This is a genomic window from Pseudalkalibacillus hwajinpoensis (genome assembly GCF_039851965.1).
GTDB classification, from domain to species: Bacteria; Bacillota; Bacilli; order Bacillales; family Guptibacillaceae; genus Guptibacillus; species Guptibacillus hwajinpoensis_E.
In genome coordinates, this window is the sequence record NZ_CP156674.1 from 3,151,420 (window position 1) to 3,166,914 (window position 15,495).

Consider the following 15,495-nt stretch of genomic DNA (forward strand, 5'->3'; position numbering starts at 1 on the left):
GTTACACATTGAATGGGCGGCATGATGTAAGCTTTCCTCAGACCCTTTGATATCGTTTGAAACCCTATAAATGAATATTGACTGGATTTTTATAAAATTAAGTTCAAATCATAAAAGCCTCCCAGGAGTTTAAAGACCTTTTGGGAGGCTTTTTTTCTTCTTTTTATTTAAATGTCATTTGTAATCGATTGATATTCTAAACACCCATTTATTCTGACCCAACTATAAATATAATTTTTATTTCTTTAACTCGACCTTCGGCGTTGACTCTCCCATTCCTTTTTTCTACTAAAGCATTCCTATTTAGAATTTCGTATATTAAGTTCTTTCTCGTATTTCTATTACATAAGCTCGGACTGTACTTCCTCCCATCTCTTTAAATGCCACCTTTCTTCCAGACGACAGTCAGCGATTTGTGAGGCCGAGAGGTCTGGATGTTCCTTAAGCCAGCTTAAAATATAGTCATGGTAAATATCCATACGCTATACTCTCTTAAGGATAGACTACTTCATTTATTTGTATGAAACTTCCAACAGTAAATCTTGGTCATAATTTCCGAATTTTGAACCGAATACATTTAAACCACCTGAATTTTCAGCGTCTTTCTTTGCTTCTAACCTTATGGAAATATAGGGCTTGTTTTGAAGGCGAAGCTCGTTGATGGTAATGTTTGAAATTTTTTCTCCGTCTACAAATGTCCCCTCTTGATTAACTTTCCAGTTTTTTAAGATTCCGTATTGTGTATTATTTGTGCCCCACCAGTAAGGAGTTAGATTACCGCGTACCCCTCCGAAGTCCCCGGGGCTTGTCCAATACCCTATATCTATATCATTGATTACACATGTGATATCTGATGGCCAGTCATTTTTATAATAAGTAGCTTCAGAACATAACTCCACTGAGAAATTGAGTTCATCGACAGTAACTTCATCCGGGATTCTATTTGGAAAATGATATTCGATAAATCCTGCTCTGAACCATATGAGTTGAGCGTTTTTTCTTTCTGGTTCGTAAAAAGAGCGAGGTTCATCTTCCACGTGGATTATTCCATTTTCACTTAATAGGCCGCACGTTGGCTCCACATTGCAGTTCACGAACTCCCCTACCGGTAATTCGTATCTGAATAAATTGTTAACGGGTTCTTCTTTGTTCCTTAAATTAATTATGATTCTGTCGAATTTTTTTGAACTTACTTTTTGCGATCCTCTGCCGGGAACTTTCTCTGTGGAAATTAGGTTTGCGTCTTCTAACTTATTTACATTGGTAGCTGTTGAGGAAAACGGAATTTCAAGTAACGTGGACAAATCATTGACGTTTTTTGGACCTTCACTTAACAGTTTAAGAATATCCATCCGGTGTTCATTCCCTAAAGCTTTACAAACTTCTATGGCCTCTTTCAATGATATTTCCAGTGTTCTCATCTTTCACTCTCCTATTATTACTCTATTTTAAGTAATTATCCTATAACTACTACTTTTTTTCAAGTAAAAAAAGCGATTTATTAAACAAAATATGGATTTTAATAAGGTTTTTATTGAAAAAGTCGAAATTTCAGACAAATTCATATTGATTTATTATCATTTTTTATGTAATAATAACCCTATACTTAAATAAGGGGAGGATGTTATTTCATGAAAAGTGTAACCGTATTCACTTTAATATTGGTTTCAACACTGTTAATAGTTTCTGGGTGTTCTAATGGCAACGAAGATTCATCTGGAGGAGGTAGCGGTGAATCAGGAGTTACTGAATTAAGTTTTTGGGCTCCATTTAGCGGGGGAGACGCGGATTTTATGAAGTCTATGATCTCTGACTTTAATGAGGAGAATGATGATGTGGAAGTCGACTACTTAACCGTAACGGATGATGAGTATTATACTAAGTTCCGCACTTCTGTTACCTCTAATCAAGCACCTGATGTTGCTATTGCTCACGCATCAAGAATTGCTGAACTGCAGTCGGCTAATTTAATAGAAAGTATAGATGGACCTGCAGAAGAAGCAGGGGTTGATTGGGATACTTATAACGAAAACATTGTCAACTCTACTATGATTGACGGGGCACACTACGGTGTTCCTTTAGATACACATGCTTTGATTATGTTTGCTAATAAAACGATTCTAGATGAGGCTGGAGTTTTAAATGAAGAAGGAATGCCTGAAGTAGGAGAAGGGGCAGAAGGATTTAAAGATTTTCTAACACAAATTCAAGAAAATACGGGCGAAGATGTTTTTCCCCTTTCAGCAACTTCCAGTGGATATTCACCATTACGAATTTGGTGGACGCTGTATAGTCAAATGGGTGGAGAACTACTAAACGAAGAAGGTACAAAAGCAGCTTTTAATAATGAAAAAGGATTGGAAGCTCTAAGCTATATGGGAGATCTAATGGATGAAGAGTTATGGCCTAAGAATATCCAGGATGGCGGTGAAATCTTTCAAGCAGGAAATGCTGGAATTCACATTAATGGTGTATGGATGACGGGAGTACTTGAGCAAAATGATGATTTGGATTTTGTTGCACTTCCTATTCCGAATATGTATGAAGAAAAAGCGACATGGGGAGATTCTCACTCTTTTGTATTGCCGACAAAACAAGACCAGTCTGATGAAAAACGTGAAGCTGCAATAATGTTTTCGGATTGGATCGCTGAGAATGCTGCTACTTGGGGAAAAGCCGGCCATGTACCGAGTAAACCTTCTGTTGTAGAGTCTGAAGAGTTTCAAGAATTGGAGTACCGCAAAGATTACGCGGAGCTAACAGATTACGTAAGTTTTACTCCAAGCAATGAAAATATCACGGCGATTAATGATGCGATTGCAGACCAACTCTCCACTTTTACAAGTGGACAGACAAATGAAGAAGAAACATTAGAAATGATGGAACAAGAAGTGAATAATATCCTTTCTGAATAAAGGAGAAGTTAAGCAAAAAAGAAGGGGTGTCTTTACTAGCGACACCCTTCCTTTTTAAGGAGGCAGATCACATGAAAGACCTTTTCAGCAAAAAAGGAGACCATCTTGCTGCTTATTTATTTTTAGCTCCCTTTTTGATTATTTATGGAATGTTTATGGTCTATCCAATTATTAAAGGAATGAAGATAAGCCTCAGTGAATGGAAGTTCGGTTTAGATCCTGAATTTGTTGGCCTAAAAAATTATAAAACAATGTTATCGGATGGCTACTTCTGGGAGGCACTTGGAAATACGTTGTACTTCGTATTAATTTCTACTCCCGTGTTAATCATTCTTGGATTGATTGTCGCGCTGATTGTAAATAGTGGACTAAAAGGAACAGTATTCTTGCGGGCGGGATTTTTCCTCCCATTCATTCTTTCTATTTCTGTAATGGCGAGTATCTGGGTATTCATTTTCCAGCCGTACACAGGGCTTTTGAACTCCATTCTGCATAATCTTGGGGTTGAGCAGGAGATTTTTTGGCTGAATGAACCGAATCTTGCTTGGATGTCCATTTTAATTGCTACGGTATGGTGGACGTTAGGTTTTAATATGGTTCTGTTCTTAGCTGGGCTTCAGGAAATACCAAAAGAGCATTATGAAGCTGCCAAAATTGATGGTGCTGGCCCGGTTCGCACATTCTTTTCAATTACATTGCCATCGTTGAAAAATGTCATTGTGCTTATAGTTGTTTTGCAAACTATTAATTCATTCAAATTATTTGGACAGCCTTACTTAATGACCGAAGGCGGACCAGGAACTTCAACTAGACCGTTAGTTCAGTACATATACGAAAAAGGCTTTGTTGAACAGGATATGGGTGTAGCGTCAGCGATGTCTTACGTATTGTTCGCTATTACAATTATTGTTGCAATCATTCAATTTAAATTCTTCACAGGGAAACAGGATTAGGGGGGAGATTTAATGACAGCTCGCAAAAAGAAAAAGATGAACTTAAGTCGTAAATTACTATATATATTCAGCTATTTATTTATAGCGGCTTGGTTGATTCCTATCGTATGGATGTTTATTACTTCGATTACCCCTAGAGGTGAAGCCGTCACCATTATTAGTGAACTTTTCACACCTCCTTTTACATGGGCGAATTATGAGTACGTATTAGAGAATGCGATGATTGGGAGATGGACTTTTAATAGCTTCTTCGTCGCTTCGATAACGACGATATTAACGCTGATTCTGACATCTTTAGCTGCTTTTGCTTTGTCCAGACTTAAATTTGTAGGCCGGAATTTAATTTTCTGGCTGATTATTGCAGGTTTAATGGTACCAATCGAAGCAATGATCGTTCCTTTATTTCAAATAATGATCGAGTTGAATTTAGTGAATACCTATAGTGCGCTGATTCTTCCGAACTTAGCTATGCCGTTAGGTGTCTTTTTATTAAAACAATTTTATGACGGGGTACCCAATGAACTGATGGAAGCTGCCAAAATGGATGGTGCTGGTTTGCTGAGAATCTATTGGAATATCTTTCTTCCATTATCCAGGTCGAGTATGGCTGCGTTAGGTATATTTACATTTATTATGTCATGGAATGATTTCTTATGGCCCTTCCTTGCTGTAAACAGTGAGGCTATGTTCACACTTCCAGTGGCGATTCCGACTTTTCAAAGTTCATTTTCTTCGGAACTTATGATTCCGATGGCTGTTAACACATTAGCGAGTGTTCCAGCGATCATTGTATTCATTTTATTCCAAAAACATATTATTCAAGGTATTGCTATGACTGGTATTAAGTAGTAGAAAGGAATCGATTTTATGAGAAATCAAATTATGTTATCAGGTCAATGGGATTTTAAAATTGACCCATTAAATAAAGGTGAAACAGAATTGTGGCATAAGGGGATTGGGGAAAGTGAAAAAATAACGGTCCCTCATATTTGGCAGCAAGATGAAAAGTATCTGGATTATAAAGGGGCGGCTTGGTATCAAAAGCAGATAGATGATGTAGCGTGTTCAGACGCTCATGATTTGTATGTTTGTTTTCAGGCTGTCGATTACCAGGCAGATGTATGGTGGAATGGAAAGAAGATAGGGTCACATGAAGGTGGGTTCACTCCGTTTGAATGTAAGATAAACAAGGATTTAATAGAAGAAAAAAACAGCTTAATTGTGAGAGTTTATGACCCAGCTGATAATGCGGAAATTCCAATTGGGAAACAAGGCAGCTGGTATACAAGAGTGAGCGGCATATGGCAGGATGTTTTTCTCGAAGAAAGACCTGAGCTTTATATTTCAGAAGTCTTTCTAACTCCTGTCTTAGATGAAGAACTGGTGAAGCTTTCTTTTCTATTAGAAGGAGAGACGAATGAGCAACCTGTGAAAGGATTTCAATATTCTATCCATCCTCACAGCTTGGGTCTGCAAGAGTGGTCAGAAGGCGATCGTTTTTCGGGTACGGTGTTGATGGAGGATGTTAGAAAGGAAAACAACAGGGTGACTTGTGACATTTATGTCCAGGGTATGAAAGTTTGGGAGCCGTCCCAGCCTTATTTGTATGAGTTGGAAATTAGTTTGCTAGATGGAAGTAAAGATACCTCTACTACAACTTTTGGATTTCGTGAAATAGAACAGCGCAAAAACAAATTGTACTTAAACAATGAAGAGATTTTTGTTCGGGGCGCTTTAGACCAGGCGTTCTACCCAGATACGATATACATGGCTAATTCTGATGAAGATATTATTAAAGAAATAGAGTTGGCTAAGAAGATGGGGTTTAATTTATTAAGAAAGCATATCAAAGTGGAACTTCCACGTTATTTATATTGGGCCGATCGCCTCGGTATGCTTATATGGGCAGAGCCCCCGAACTATGTGAAGTGGACGCCTCAGGCCAGAAAAAGATTTATTCAAGGCTTACAAGATATGATTAGACGTGATTTCAATCACCCTTCTATTATTATATGGTCTGTGTATAACGAGGAATGGGGGCTCGAATGGGACCTCGATTTTGATAAAGACAAGCAGGCACATGTGCAGCAATCATACGAACAAGTGAAAAAATGGGATCCCACAAGATTAGTTTGTGATAACAGTGGATGGTCCCATGTTCAAACGGACATCAACGATTATCATCGATATTTTGTTTTGCCGGAACAAAACAACCAATGGAAGAAAGATGTACACACACACATTATTGGCGAACCTGATAAAAACTTTGTGCCAGGTTTTCAATCGGATAATGAGCCACAGATCGTATCGGAGTTTGGGGTGTGGGGGCTCCCTGACGTTAATAAGCTAAAAAGCTTTTACAACGGGGCAGAGCCCTGGTGGTTTGTGAACCAGGGAGAACAGACGCACCAAGATGACTATAAAAGGCCGTCCACTCTCTTTCGAAACTTCGATAAATTTGGGATATCCAGAGCTTTTCAAGACTATGAAAAGTTGGCCGTTTTATCTCAAAGAAGAATGTTTCGCGCGACAAAAGCCTTAATAGAAGAAATGCGTAAACAGTCGGAAATGGCAGGGTATGTAGTAACAGAATTTACCGATATTGAGTGGGAAACAAATGGCTGGCTGGATTTTATGCGGGAGCCGAAAGAAGGCTTTGAAAACCTGATTGATTTCAACGGGCCGAATGGGATATTTGCTGAGCTGCCGACTCATAATTACTGGCAGGGCGATCTCATATCCGTAGATTTGTTTTTACTTGCCGATCTTAAAAAGGAAGAAACAGCACAAGTGAAGTGGTCAATTATTAAGGAAAATCAGCAGGAAGTACTGTCCGGTGAATTCCAACTATTAGTGTCGCAAAAACTGACGACTCATAAGAAAGCCATTGAATGTAAAGTACCAGAGATAGAGAAACCGGAGTTTTTTTGGTTGAAGCTGGAGCTTTTTGTAAACGGTGTGAAAGTGGCGAAAAATGATGAAGAGTTAACGTTCACTCCCTCTCTGGACATGGGAAATCTAAATATGCTTGTTGATGTAAAGGACGAGAAATTTAAAAATGCTCTTATAGATGCAGGGTTTTCTCACCCTCAACAGGACATCTCAACTTCCTCTACCATTATCTCGGATCATCTGGATAATAAAGTACTGCAACATGCGAAAAACGGCGGCCGAGTAATTTTTCTGGCAGAAGAGGGAGATAAAATAAAGGAAAAAAGTATGTTTACATTTAGAGAATTAGATTTAGGTGAAAGCTGGGCCAGAGCTTCTTCTATGAATTACGTAGATAAAGAATGGTTTGGTGATCTGCCGTTAAGAACTGAGATGGGATGGGAATTTGAGGGGATTTTCCCGGACTACGTCATTCCGTTTACAGACTATAAGAAAAATCATAATAACAGAACGATTCACATGTTCGGAAACCCGGCCATTGCAGAGAGTGCCGACGTCATATCCGGATATTTCCAAGGATGGTTAGGCCAAAATGGCGGTACTTTGATAGAACAGAAATATGGGGACGGGAAAATTTTAACGACGACATGGAAAATAAAAGAGAGCCTATCTTCTTCGCCCATAGCCCAATATATTTTAAAAACGATGATTAACAATCTGTCTTGGGAAAAGATAACGGTCAAAGAATGAGAAATAAATGACACACATCGTAAGGAGGATCGTAAATGAAAAGAACACTAGATAGGATACATGAAGAGAAAGTGGTTGCTATCCTAAGGCTGGAAAGCACTGAACATATCGAGGATATTATTAGCAGTCTCTATAAGGGCGGGATTCGAGTGATCGAAGTGACACTCAATACGCCTGGGGCATTAGAGTGCATAAACAAAATGAAAGAAAATTACAGTGATTTAATCGTCGGAGCAGGAACCGTTCTTGATAGTGAAAGTGCAGGCGCAGCCATTCGGGCAGGTGCTGACTTTCTATTAGCCCCAACCTTAAAAAAAGAAACGATTGAAACAGGAAACCGTTACAACATTCCTGTCATTCCAGGCATTATGTCTCCGACAGAAGCGCTGACAGCTTATGAATATGGGGCGCAGGCAGTGAAAGTATTTCCTGCCCGCTCGGTTGGTGAAAATTTTGCCAAGGACTTAAACGGTCCTCTTCCATTTGTAAAAGTCATGGCTGTGGGCGGCATTACGGTAGATAACGCAGGGGAATACTTTAAGAAAAACGGGCATTCTGTTGGAATTGGCAGTTCGTTAGTGAGCAGCCAGCTGGTAGCTGATAGAAACTATGAGGAAATAACAGCAAGAGCACAGCAATTTATTAAGTTGAGGGATCAATTCAACACTTAATAACGAAGCGGGGTGAATTATTTGATTATACTAATAGATTCTGGAACAACAAATTCAAGAATTCGTCTTGTAGAAGAACATGAAGTAACCATAATCGCTTCTGTGAAGATAGAAGTAGGTGTTAGAAACACAGCGATCGATGGTCACAACGAAAAGCTAAAGCAGGAATTAGCGCAAGGAGTTCAACGTCTGCTTGAGGAGCAGTCCTTATCAGCCAGGGATATTTCCTATATAGTGGCAGCTGGAATGATAACTTCAAACTTAGGACTTCATGAAGTTCCGCATATTACGGCCCCGGCCCGATTAGAGGATTTTATTAAAGGAGTTCAAGTCTTAAAGACGGAGGAGTTCTTAAATATACCTTGTCTTTATATTCCGGGCATGAAAAACGCGGTGGCTGACTCCTTAGAGGAAGACCTAAGTGTGATTAATCAATATGACGTGATGCGGGGGGAAGAAGTTGAAACCTACGGCCTTCTTAAGCAAATTTCTACTAAAGGAAAAGGTCTCATGGTATTACCCGGATCTCACACAAAGTACGTTTTAATAGGAGAAAAGGAAGAATTACTGAGCTGTCGATCCACTTTAGGTGGAGAAATGTTGAAAGCAGTGAGAGACCAAACGATCATTTCTGACTCTTTAAGTAAAACGCTCGTCGAAGAGGTAGTTCCGGAGTATCTTATTAAAGGATTCCTTGCGGCTCAAAAAACAGGCGTTACGAGGTGCTTGTACCATATTAGGCTGCTTCAGCTTTTCTCTGAATTAAATGCGAACGAGCGTGCCAATTACTATGCAGGCGCCATCTTATATTATGACGTAGAAGCCCTGGAACAAATGGTGGAAATTGAACAAGTTGAATGGATAATGATTGGCGGCTCTGAACCATTACGAAGTTTATTCTATCACCTGCTGACCTATGTGTATGACACAACTGAAATTCTTACGGCTGCAGAGGAGCAAGCGGAAATGGCGAGCGTTTACGGAGCAGCAGAAATTGGACGAATGTATCAATCTATTAAGGAGGAGCGGTCTACATGAAAATTATCGACTATGAACTTTTTCAAGTGCCACCCAGGTGGCTGTTTCTAAAAATTCAAACAAGCGAGGGCATTACAGGATGGGGAGAACCGGTAATCGAGGGAAGAGCTCATACCGTGAAAGCGGCTGTTGAAGAACTTATGGAAAATCTGATCGGAAAAGATCCGCTTCGTATCGAAGATCACTGGAACATGATGTACCGATCAGGCTTTTATCGCGGCGGTCCGATTTTAATGAGTGCCATCTCAGGTATTGATCAGGCCTTGTGGGATATTAAAGGAAAGTATTATAATGCTCCGATCTATCAGCTGTTAGGAGGCGCCTGTCGTGATTCTATTAAAATTTATTCCTGGATTGGAGGTGATCGCCCTTCCGATGTAGGCCAGGCTGCAAAAGAAGCGGTGGAAGCAGGGTTTTCTGCGGTGAAGATGAATGGAACTGAAGAGCTTCAATATATCGATTCGTACAGCAAAATTGATCAAGCCGTCGAGCGAGTCGCAAACGTGCGAGAAAGCGTAGATAAGGATGTGGGGATTGGTATTGATTTTCACGGCAGAGTCCATAAACCTATGGCAAAAATCCTGGCGAAGGAATTAGAACCCTATCGTCCTATGTTTATTGAAGAACCCGTACTTTCAGAAAATAATGAAGCCTTACGAGATATTGCGGCTCATACCAACATCCCTATTGCTACAGGCGAAAGAATGTATTCAAGATGGGATTTCAAAACGATTTTATCCGAAGGTTTTGTTGATATTATCCAGCCTGATTTATCTCATGCCGGCGGAATTACAGAAACCAAAAAAATCGCTTCCATGGCAGAAGCTTATGACGTAGCTTTAGCCCCGCATTGTCCATTAGGACCGATTGCGTTAGCATCGTGCCTGCACGTAGATGCTACAGCTCATAATGCCTTTATTCAGGAGCAAAGCTTAGGCATTCACTACAATAAAGAAAACGATCTACTGGATTATGTGAAAGACCGCAGCGTTTTTAATTACAAAGAGGGTCATGTAAAATTTCCGCAAGGTCCTGGACTTGGAATCGAAATTGATGAAGAGTATGTCAGGATGCGTGCAAAAGAAGGGCACAACTGGAGAAATCCTGTATGGCGCCACAAAGATGCAAGCATAGCAGAATGGTAAATTTAAGTCTAAAATAAAAGAGACGGGTCCTACAATGTATAGTACCCCATAAAATGTCGGTGGATTAGGAATGGGGATTGGAGTATTATGCTTATTGATTGTGCGATGGGATCAGACATTGACGATTGAAGCGTTGTAGCAGATCACCCAAAAGAGGATAACGCAGTCGTTGGCATGCCTGACATGGGTGGAATGGGCGGCATGATGTGATAGCGCCTAAAACCCTTTCAATATAGGGTTTGAGAACAATTTGACTGGATTTTGACTGGTTATTAAAATCGTTTACTAAATTTGCAAGCCTCTCAAGAGTTCATAAACTTTTGAGAGGCATTTCTTTTATTGTAAGAGACGAATGTGGTTCACGATCTACATGCATGAATCAAACATACAAAGAAGCTTTCTGGGATTCGGATTCCACTGGAAATTCTTTTAAGAAGAGCTCTTATTAGTATCATACGAGGGGGGCAAATCTGGAACTAAAGGGTTTGCCCCGTTATTTATGTTTAGGGAAGGATAGCACTATTAAATGGTGATGATAAAATTGGTTGACCGTGAAAATGATATTACCAATCCAACAGAAGCCAAGGCTGCCGCGAGCTTTCTTTATTCACCTGATAAACAATTTGAAAATTTCTCCTGAATTTCTTTTATAAACATATCAGCAGCTGCGGAAAAAACCTGATGCTTTTTCCAAACAATATTTAAGCCTGATTCAAGTCTTGGCTCTAGCGGTCTAAAACAAAGGTTACTTTCACTAGATGTATTTACTATTTTATCAAGAACTACAGCAAAACCAATGCCCTCTTCAACCATAATGGCAGCATTATATGCAAGATTGTATGTAGTCACGACGTTTAATTTATCAAAATCTTCACCAAACCAATCCGCAAATTCATTTTTAGAAAATGTCTCTTTCATAGCCTGGCGAGAACAGATTAGTGGAACATTTAATAAATCTACAGATTGAATGGTATCTTTGGAAGCAAGAGGGCTGTCTTTCCTCATAACAACGCCCCAAACATCTTTGGCTGGGATATTGATATAATTGTATTTTGATAAATCAGCTGGTTGAATTAAAATACCAAAATCAAGCAATCCCTTGTCAAGCCGTTCAGTAACATCGTCTTCATTTCCGCTGTAGAGGTGACACCGTAAATTTGGATAACTTAATCGTAACTCTTTGACTACTCTTGCAATCTGTTTCATGGCTTCTGTTTCCCCGCCACCTATGTAAACATCACCACTTATTGTATCTTCCATGGAATTAAATTCTGCCTCGGTTTTATCGACCATATCAATAATTTCTTCTGCCCTCTTTCGGAGAAGCATTCCTTCATCCGTAAGAATGATATTGTAACTACCCCGAATAAATAATTTTTTCCCTAACGCTTTTTCAAGGTCTTTTAATTGTCTGGACAAGGTTGGCTGTGTCACATGCAAGAAATCAGCAGCCCTCGTAATGCTTCCTTCTCTTGCAACAGTAAGAAAATAACGTAAAACTCTTAATTCCATCTTCCCATCCTCCTTTTATTAGTCTTAGTATATCCATTTCAAGAATGCTCCTCAAGCATAACTAGATATAAGATATAGGTATTTGATATATGCAATACCCCCAGCTAAAGTAAATAACAAAGGGGTGAATTAAACCGTAAGAGGGGAGTCATCAACTCAGTCTTCAAAACAAAAATAAGAAAGGGTGTTAGTTTAAAATGAAAAGAAAATCTACGATTACGCTTGTATTCACAGTGATAGCACTGGGTTTGATTTTATCCGCGACCGTATTTGCATCTTCGAACGGCGATAGTGTAGCATCCACAACCAGCGATAGCGATGCATCCATGACCGACGTTGACGTCGACGGTGCATACACGCCGGACATGTCCAATGGAGCAGACAACTTTTACCAGAGCGAGGAGGTAACCATGCAGAAGGTTTCATTTGAAAATCAATACAACATGGAGGTTGCGGGGAATGTTTTTATTCCCAAAGATTTGAACAAAAACAAAAAACATCCTGCGATCATTGTCGGACATCCTATGGGCGCAGTAAAAGAGCAAAGTGCGAATTTGTATGCCCAGAAAATGGCTGAACGGGGATTCGTTACTTTGTCCTTGGATTTGTCTTTCTGGGGAGAGAGTGAGGGTCAGCCACGCAACGCAGTGTCACCAGATATCTATGCCGAGGATTTCAGTGCCGCGGTCGATTATCTGGACACCCAAGACTTTGTCGATAGAGAGCGAATTGGTGTTCTTGGTATCTGTGGCAGCGGAAGTTTTGCAATCAGTGCCGCCAAAATCGATCCACGCATGAAGGCTATTGCGACTGTGAGTATGTATAATATGGGCGCGGTCAACCGTAATGGACTGAACCACTCTCAGACTCTTGAGCAAAGAAAAGAGATCATCGCAGAAGCGGCAGAGCAACGCTATGTAGAGTTTACAGGTGGTGAAACTAAATATACTGGCGGTACGGTGCATGAATTGACCGAAAACACGAACCCGATTCAGCGTGAGTTTTATGATTTCTACCGAACGCCGAGAGGTGAATATACGTCTGAAGGTTCATCGCCTGAGCTGACAACGCACCCGACGCTAACTAGTAACGTGAAGTTTATGAACTTCTACCCGTTCGAAGATATGGAGACGATTTCTCCGCGTCCGATGCTGTTCATTACGGGTGATCAAGCTCATTCCATCGAATTCAGTCAAGATGCATACAAGCGTGCAGCTGAACCAAAAGAGCTTTACATTGTTCCGGGTGCCGGGCATGTGGATCTGTATGACCGTGTGAATTTAATCCCCTTTGACAAACTCGAGTCCTTCTTCAAAGAAAATCTGAAGAAAAAATAAGGTTTGTGTTGGAAGATCTTAAAAAGTTTTGCGTGCCCATGGTGCTAGGAGTGAAAACACTATGTGAATCCCGCGTATCTGGCCGGGATTCACTTTCTTTAGTCTAATGGAATAAAACTCCTTAGAATGGGATTTATTTGTCCCTACCCAAAGATCAAATTTTTAATACCTTGAGGGTGAATACCACAGAAAGAAAGGATGTAATAATAATGTCTACTATTCAAGATAAAGTTGTTGTCATAATGGGTGCATCAAGTGGGATTGGTGAAGCAACAACTAAGTTACTTGCTCAACAAGGTGCCAAACTAATCATAGCTGCACGCCGTTTGGAGCGTTTAGAGGCAATCAAAGAAGACTTCCCGGAGGCCGATATTCGTATTCAACAAGCAGATGTCACCAACTATGAAGATGTCAAAAAAGTAGTGGAGCTTGTTATGGACACCTATGGCAGAATTGATGTTCTTTATAACAATGCAGGGATTATGCCTACTGCGCCAATTGTGGAAGGTCGTCGTGATGAATGGCAGAAGATGCTTGATATCAATGTAATGGGAGTTTTAAACGGCATTGCTGCTGTAGTACCTATTATGGCAAATCAAAAATCAGGGCATATTATCGCAACGGATTCTGTAGCAGGGCATGTGGTATATCCTGATTCAGCCGTATATTGCGGAACGAAGTTTGCTGTGCGTGCGATTATGGAAGGTCTAAGACAAGAACAACGAGAAAATAATATTAAATCAACTATTATCTCACCAGGAGCTGTTGCAACCGAGCTATATAAAACAATTAATGACAAAAATGTCTCAGAAGATCTCCATAAGGCACAAAAAGAATGGGGATTAGTTGCGGATGATATTGCGTCAGCTGTGGTGTTTGCGATTGATACACCTGATCGAATGGCAGTTAGTGATATGATTGTTCGTCCAACAACTCAACCAATTTAACCCTATAAAGCTACGCTTGCTATTTCTTTTAGGAGTAAACCGAAAGAAGGAATGACTATTCTCAGTCTTTCAAGGGAGGGACTTTTCTAATGAAGAATCTAAAAAACAAAGTCGTTATCATTACAGGTGCTTCAAGTGGAATTGGAAAAGCAAATGCATTGTATCTCGCAGAGAATGGAGTAAAAGTTGTTTTAGGTGATGTACGTGAAGATCGTTTGCAAACAGTAGTTGATGAGATTAAGCGTGGAGATGGGGAAGTTTCTTCACAGGTGGCAGATGTTACAAAGCGAAATCAAGTCGAAACACTCGTGGCTAAAGGTATGGATAGCTTTGGTCGCATTGACGTTATCATAAATTGTGCTGGTGTAATGCCACAGTCCTATCTGTGCGAAAATAATTACGATGAATGGGAACGCGGCATAGACACAAACATTAAAGGAGTACTTTATGGGATAGGGGCCGTTCTTCCCATCATGCATAAACAAGAGTCAGGACACATCATTAACATTTCATCAATTGGCGCACATAACGTTATACCAGGAGGAGCCGTATACAGCGCAACTAAATACGCTGTTAAAGCTATAACCGAAGGATTGCGTAAGGAAGAGGCCGAAAACAATAAAAACATTCGTGTAACAAGTATCTCACCTGGATCAATAGATACTGAATTTACTCATTCTATTGCAGATCCTGAAATTAGAGCCAAATTTGATGAACTAAGCGAAAATGCAATAGAACCTGAATCAGTAGCTCGTTTAATTGCATTTGCAATTAACGAAGAAGAACATGTGGCACTAAATGAAGTGATTATCCGTCCTACTGAGCAGATACTATAAAAGGGACAACCCTATTGAGAAATTTCTATAGTATGCAGCCATTTTTAGGGTTACCAAATCAGAAGGATATAATATTCATCCTAATAAGGAGGGAGAAGAATGAACTTAGAAAATCAATACCTTATCCTTTCATTTGGAGATGAAAAACTTAAAGCGTCATTAGAGAACAATGCCACAGTTAGAGAGTTTATCCAGTACCTACCCGTCACGTTCACCATGAATGATTTATTTAATCGTGAAAAATTTGTAGAAGTAAACGACTTAGAGGTAGAGCGAACTATCTCTAGCTACGGTAAAGGAGATATCTCCTATTGGACACCAGGAAGGGCATTGGTGATTTATTATAAGGATGATGATGAACCTATCCACGGTCTTGTGAAGTTAGGCGAAATATTGGATGGCACTGAGCGATTAGAAAATTATCCTGGAAATATCGAAATAACAATAGATATAGAGTAATAAACACACCAAAAATGGATAATACAAGCAGGTGTGAGGA

Annotated in this window: 13 protein-coding genes; 11 read left to right on the forward strand and 2 right to left on the reverse strand. The window is 39.9% G+C overall.

Features of this window, described 5'->3' with window-relative positions; genetic code table 11:
* Positions 1-512: 512 nt before the first annotated feature.
* Positions 513-1,421, reverse strand: a complete 909-nt coding sequence (locus ABFG93_RS16305) for an ArsR/SmtB family transcription factor (RefSeq protein ID WP_347549069.1) — start codon at positions 1,419-1,421, stop codon at positions 513-515.
* Positions 1,422-1,631: 210 nt separating this feature from the next.
* Here ABFG93_RS16305 and ABFG93_RS16310 point away from each other — a divergent pair, with 210 nt between their 5' ends.
* From ABFG93_RS16310 to dgoD, 7 genes are all read left to right on the forward strand, one after another.
* A complete protein-coding gene (locus ABFG93_RS16310) occupies positions 1,632-2,915 on the forward strand; it encodes an ABC transporter substrate-binding protein (RefSeq protein ID WP_347549070.1) in 1,284 nt (427 codons plus the stop codon).
* A gap of 71 nt (positions 2,916-2,986) precedes the next feature.
* Positions 2,987-3,868, forward strand: coding sequence for a carbohydrate ABC transporter permease (locus tag ABFG93_RS16315; RefSeq protein ID WP_347549071.1), 882 nt, complete (start codon positions 2,987-2,989; stop codon positions 3,866-3,868).
* 12 nt (positions 3,869-3,880) lie between these two features.
* Positions 3,881-4,717 (forward strand): carbohydrate ABC transporter permease, encoded by an 837-nt coding sequence (locus tag ABFG93_RS16320; RefSeq protein WP_347549072.1) that lies wholly within the window; start codon positions 3,881-3,883, stop codon positions 4,715-4,717.
* 18 nt (positions 4,718-4,735) lie between these two features.
* Positions 4,736-7,510: a glycoside hydrolase family 2 protein gene (locus ABFG93_RS16325; RefSeq protein WP_347549073.1), complete on the forward strand. Its 2,775-nt coding sequence runs from the start codon at positions 4,736-4,738 to the stop codon at positions 7,508-7,510.
* Between the two features lie 35 nt (positions 7,511-7,545).
* Positions 7,546-8,181, forward strand: a complete 636-nt coding sequence (locus tag ABFG93_RS16330) for a bifunctional 4-hydroxy-2-oxoglutarate aldolase/2-dehydro-3-deoxy-phosphogluconate aldolase (protein WP_347549074.1) — start codon at positions 7,546-7,548, stop codon at positions 8,179-8,181.
* A 21-nt stretch (positions 8,182-8,202) separates the two neighbouring features.
* Positions 8,203-9,219 carry a 2-dehydro-3-deoxygalactonokinase gene (locus tag ABFG93_RS16335; RefSeq protein WP_347549075.1) on the forward strand — a complete coding sequence of 339 codons (1,017 nt, stop codon included), beginning with the start codon at positions 8,203-8,205 and terminating at the stop codon, positions 9,217-9,219.
* Positions 9,216-10,364 (forward strand): galactonate dehydratase, encoded by a 1,149-nt coding sequence (dgoD, locus tag ABFG93_RS16340; protein WP_347549076.1) that lies wholly within the window; start codon positions 9,216-9,218, stop codon positions 10,362-10,364. The genes ABFG93_RS16335 and dgoD overlap by 4 nt, the downstream gene beginning before the upstream one ends.
* Before the next feature lie 603 nt (positions 10,365-10,967).
* On the opposite strand, the gene ABFG93_RS16345 is transcribed toward dgoD, so the two are convergent.
* Complete coding sequence (locus ABFG93_RS16345; protein ID WP_347549077.1) at positions 10,968-11,876, reverse strand: LysR family transcriptional regulator; 909 nt, start codon at positions 11,874-11,876, stop codon at positions 10,968-10,970.
* 197 nt (positions 11,877-12,073) lie between these two features.
* On the opposite strand from ABFG93_RS16345, the gene ABFG93_RS16350 reads away from it, so the two are divergent.
* The 4 genes from ABFG93_RS16350 to ABFG93_RS16365 all read left to right on the forward strand — a co-directional run bounded on the left by ABFG93_RS16350 (position 12,074) and on the right by ABFG93_RS16365 (position 15,455).
* On the forward strand, positions 12,074-13,213 hold the full coding sequence (locus ABFG93_RS16350) for an alpha/beta hydrolase (protein WP_347549078.1): 1,140 nt from the start codon (positions 12,074-12,076) through the stop codon (positions 13,211-13,213).
* A gap of 209 nt (positions 13,214-13,422) precedes the next feature.
* The gene (locus ABFG93_RS16355) at positions 13,423-14,160 is read left to right on the forward strand and encodes an SDR family oxidoreductase (protein WP_347549079.1); all 738 of its coding nucleotides are present in this window, start codon (positions 13,423-13,425) and stop codon (positions 14,158-14,160) included.
* Between the two features lie 89 nt (positions 14,161-14,249).
* Positions 14,250-14,996: an SDR family oxidoreductase gene (locus ABFG93_RS16360; protein ID WP_347549080.1), complete on the forward strand. Its 747-nt coding sequence runs from the start codon at positions 14,250-14,252 to the stop codon at positions 14,994-14,996.
* Between the two features lie 99 nt (positions 14,997-15,095).
* Positions 15,096-15,455 carry a cyclophilin-like fold protein gene (locus ABFG93_RS16365; RefSeq protein WP_347549081.1) on the forward strand — a complete coding sequence of 120 codons (360 nt, stop codon included), beginning with the start codon at positions 15,096-15,098 and terminating at the stop codon, positions 15,453-15,455.
* Positions 15,456-15,495: the final 40 nt, after the last annotated feature.

Excerpts from the sequence above, each read along its gene's own strand:
- ABFG93_RS16305 (WP_347549069.1), bottom strand. The coding sequence starts at position 1,421 with ATGAGAACACTGGAAATATCATTGAAAGAGGCCATAGAAGTTTGTAAA.
- ABFG93_RS16310 (WP_347549070.1), top strand. The coding sequence starts at position 1,632 with ATGAAAAGTGTAACCGTATTCACTTTAATATTGGTTTCAACACTGTTA.
- ABFG93_RS16315 (WP_347549071.1), top strand. The coding sequence starts at position 2,987 with ATGAAAGACCTTTTCAGCAAAAAAGGAGACCATCTTGCTGCTTATTTA.
- ABFG93_RS16320 (WP_347549072.1), top strand. The coding sequence starts at position 3,881 with ATGACAGCTCGCAAAAAGAAAAAGATGAACTTAAGTCGTAAATTACTA.
- ABFG93_RS16325 (WP_347549073.1), top strand. The coding sequence starts at position 4,736 with ATGAGAAATCAAATTATGTTATCAGGTCAATGGGATTTTAAAATTGAC.
- ABFG93_RS16330 (WP_347549074.1), top strand. The coding sequence starts at position 7,546 with ATGAAAAGAACACTAGATAGGATACATGAAGAGAAAGTGGTTGCTATC.
- dgoD (WP_347549076.1), top strand. The coding sequence starts at position 9,216 with ATGAAAATTATCGACTATGAACTTTTTCAAGTGCCACCCAGGTGGCTG.
- ABFG93_RS16345 (WP_347549077.1), bottom strand. The coding sequence starts at position 11,876 with ATGGAATTAAGAGTTTTACGTTATTTTCTTACTGTTGCAAGAGAAGGA.
- ABFG93_RS16350 (WP_347549078.1), top strand. The coding sequence starts at position 12,074 with ATGAAAAGAAAATCTACGATTACGCTTGTATTCACAGTGATAGCACTG.
- ABFG93_RS16355 (WP_347549079.1), top strand. The coding sequence starts at position 13,423 with ATGTCTACTATTCAAGATAAAGTTGTTGTCATAATGGGTGCATCAAGT.
- ABFG93_RS16360 (WP_347549080.1), top strand. The coding sequence starts at position 14,250 with ATGAAGAATCTAAAAAACAAAGTCGTTATCATTACAGGTGCTTCAAGT.
- ABFG93_RS16365 (WP_347549081.1), top strand. The coding sequence starts at position 15,096 with ATGAACTTAGAAAATCAATACCTTATCCTTTCATTTGGAGATGAAAAA.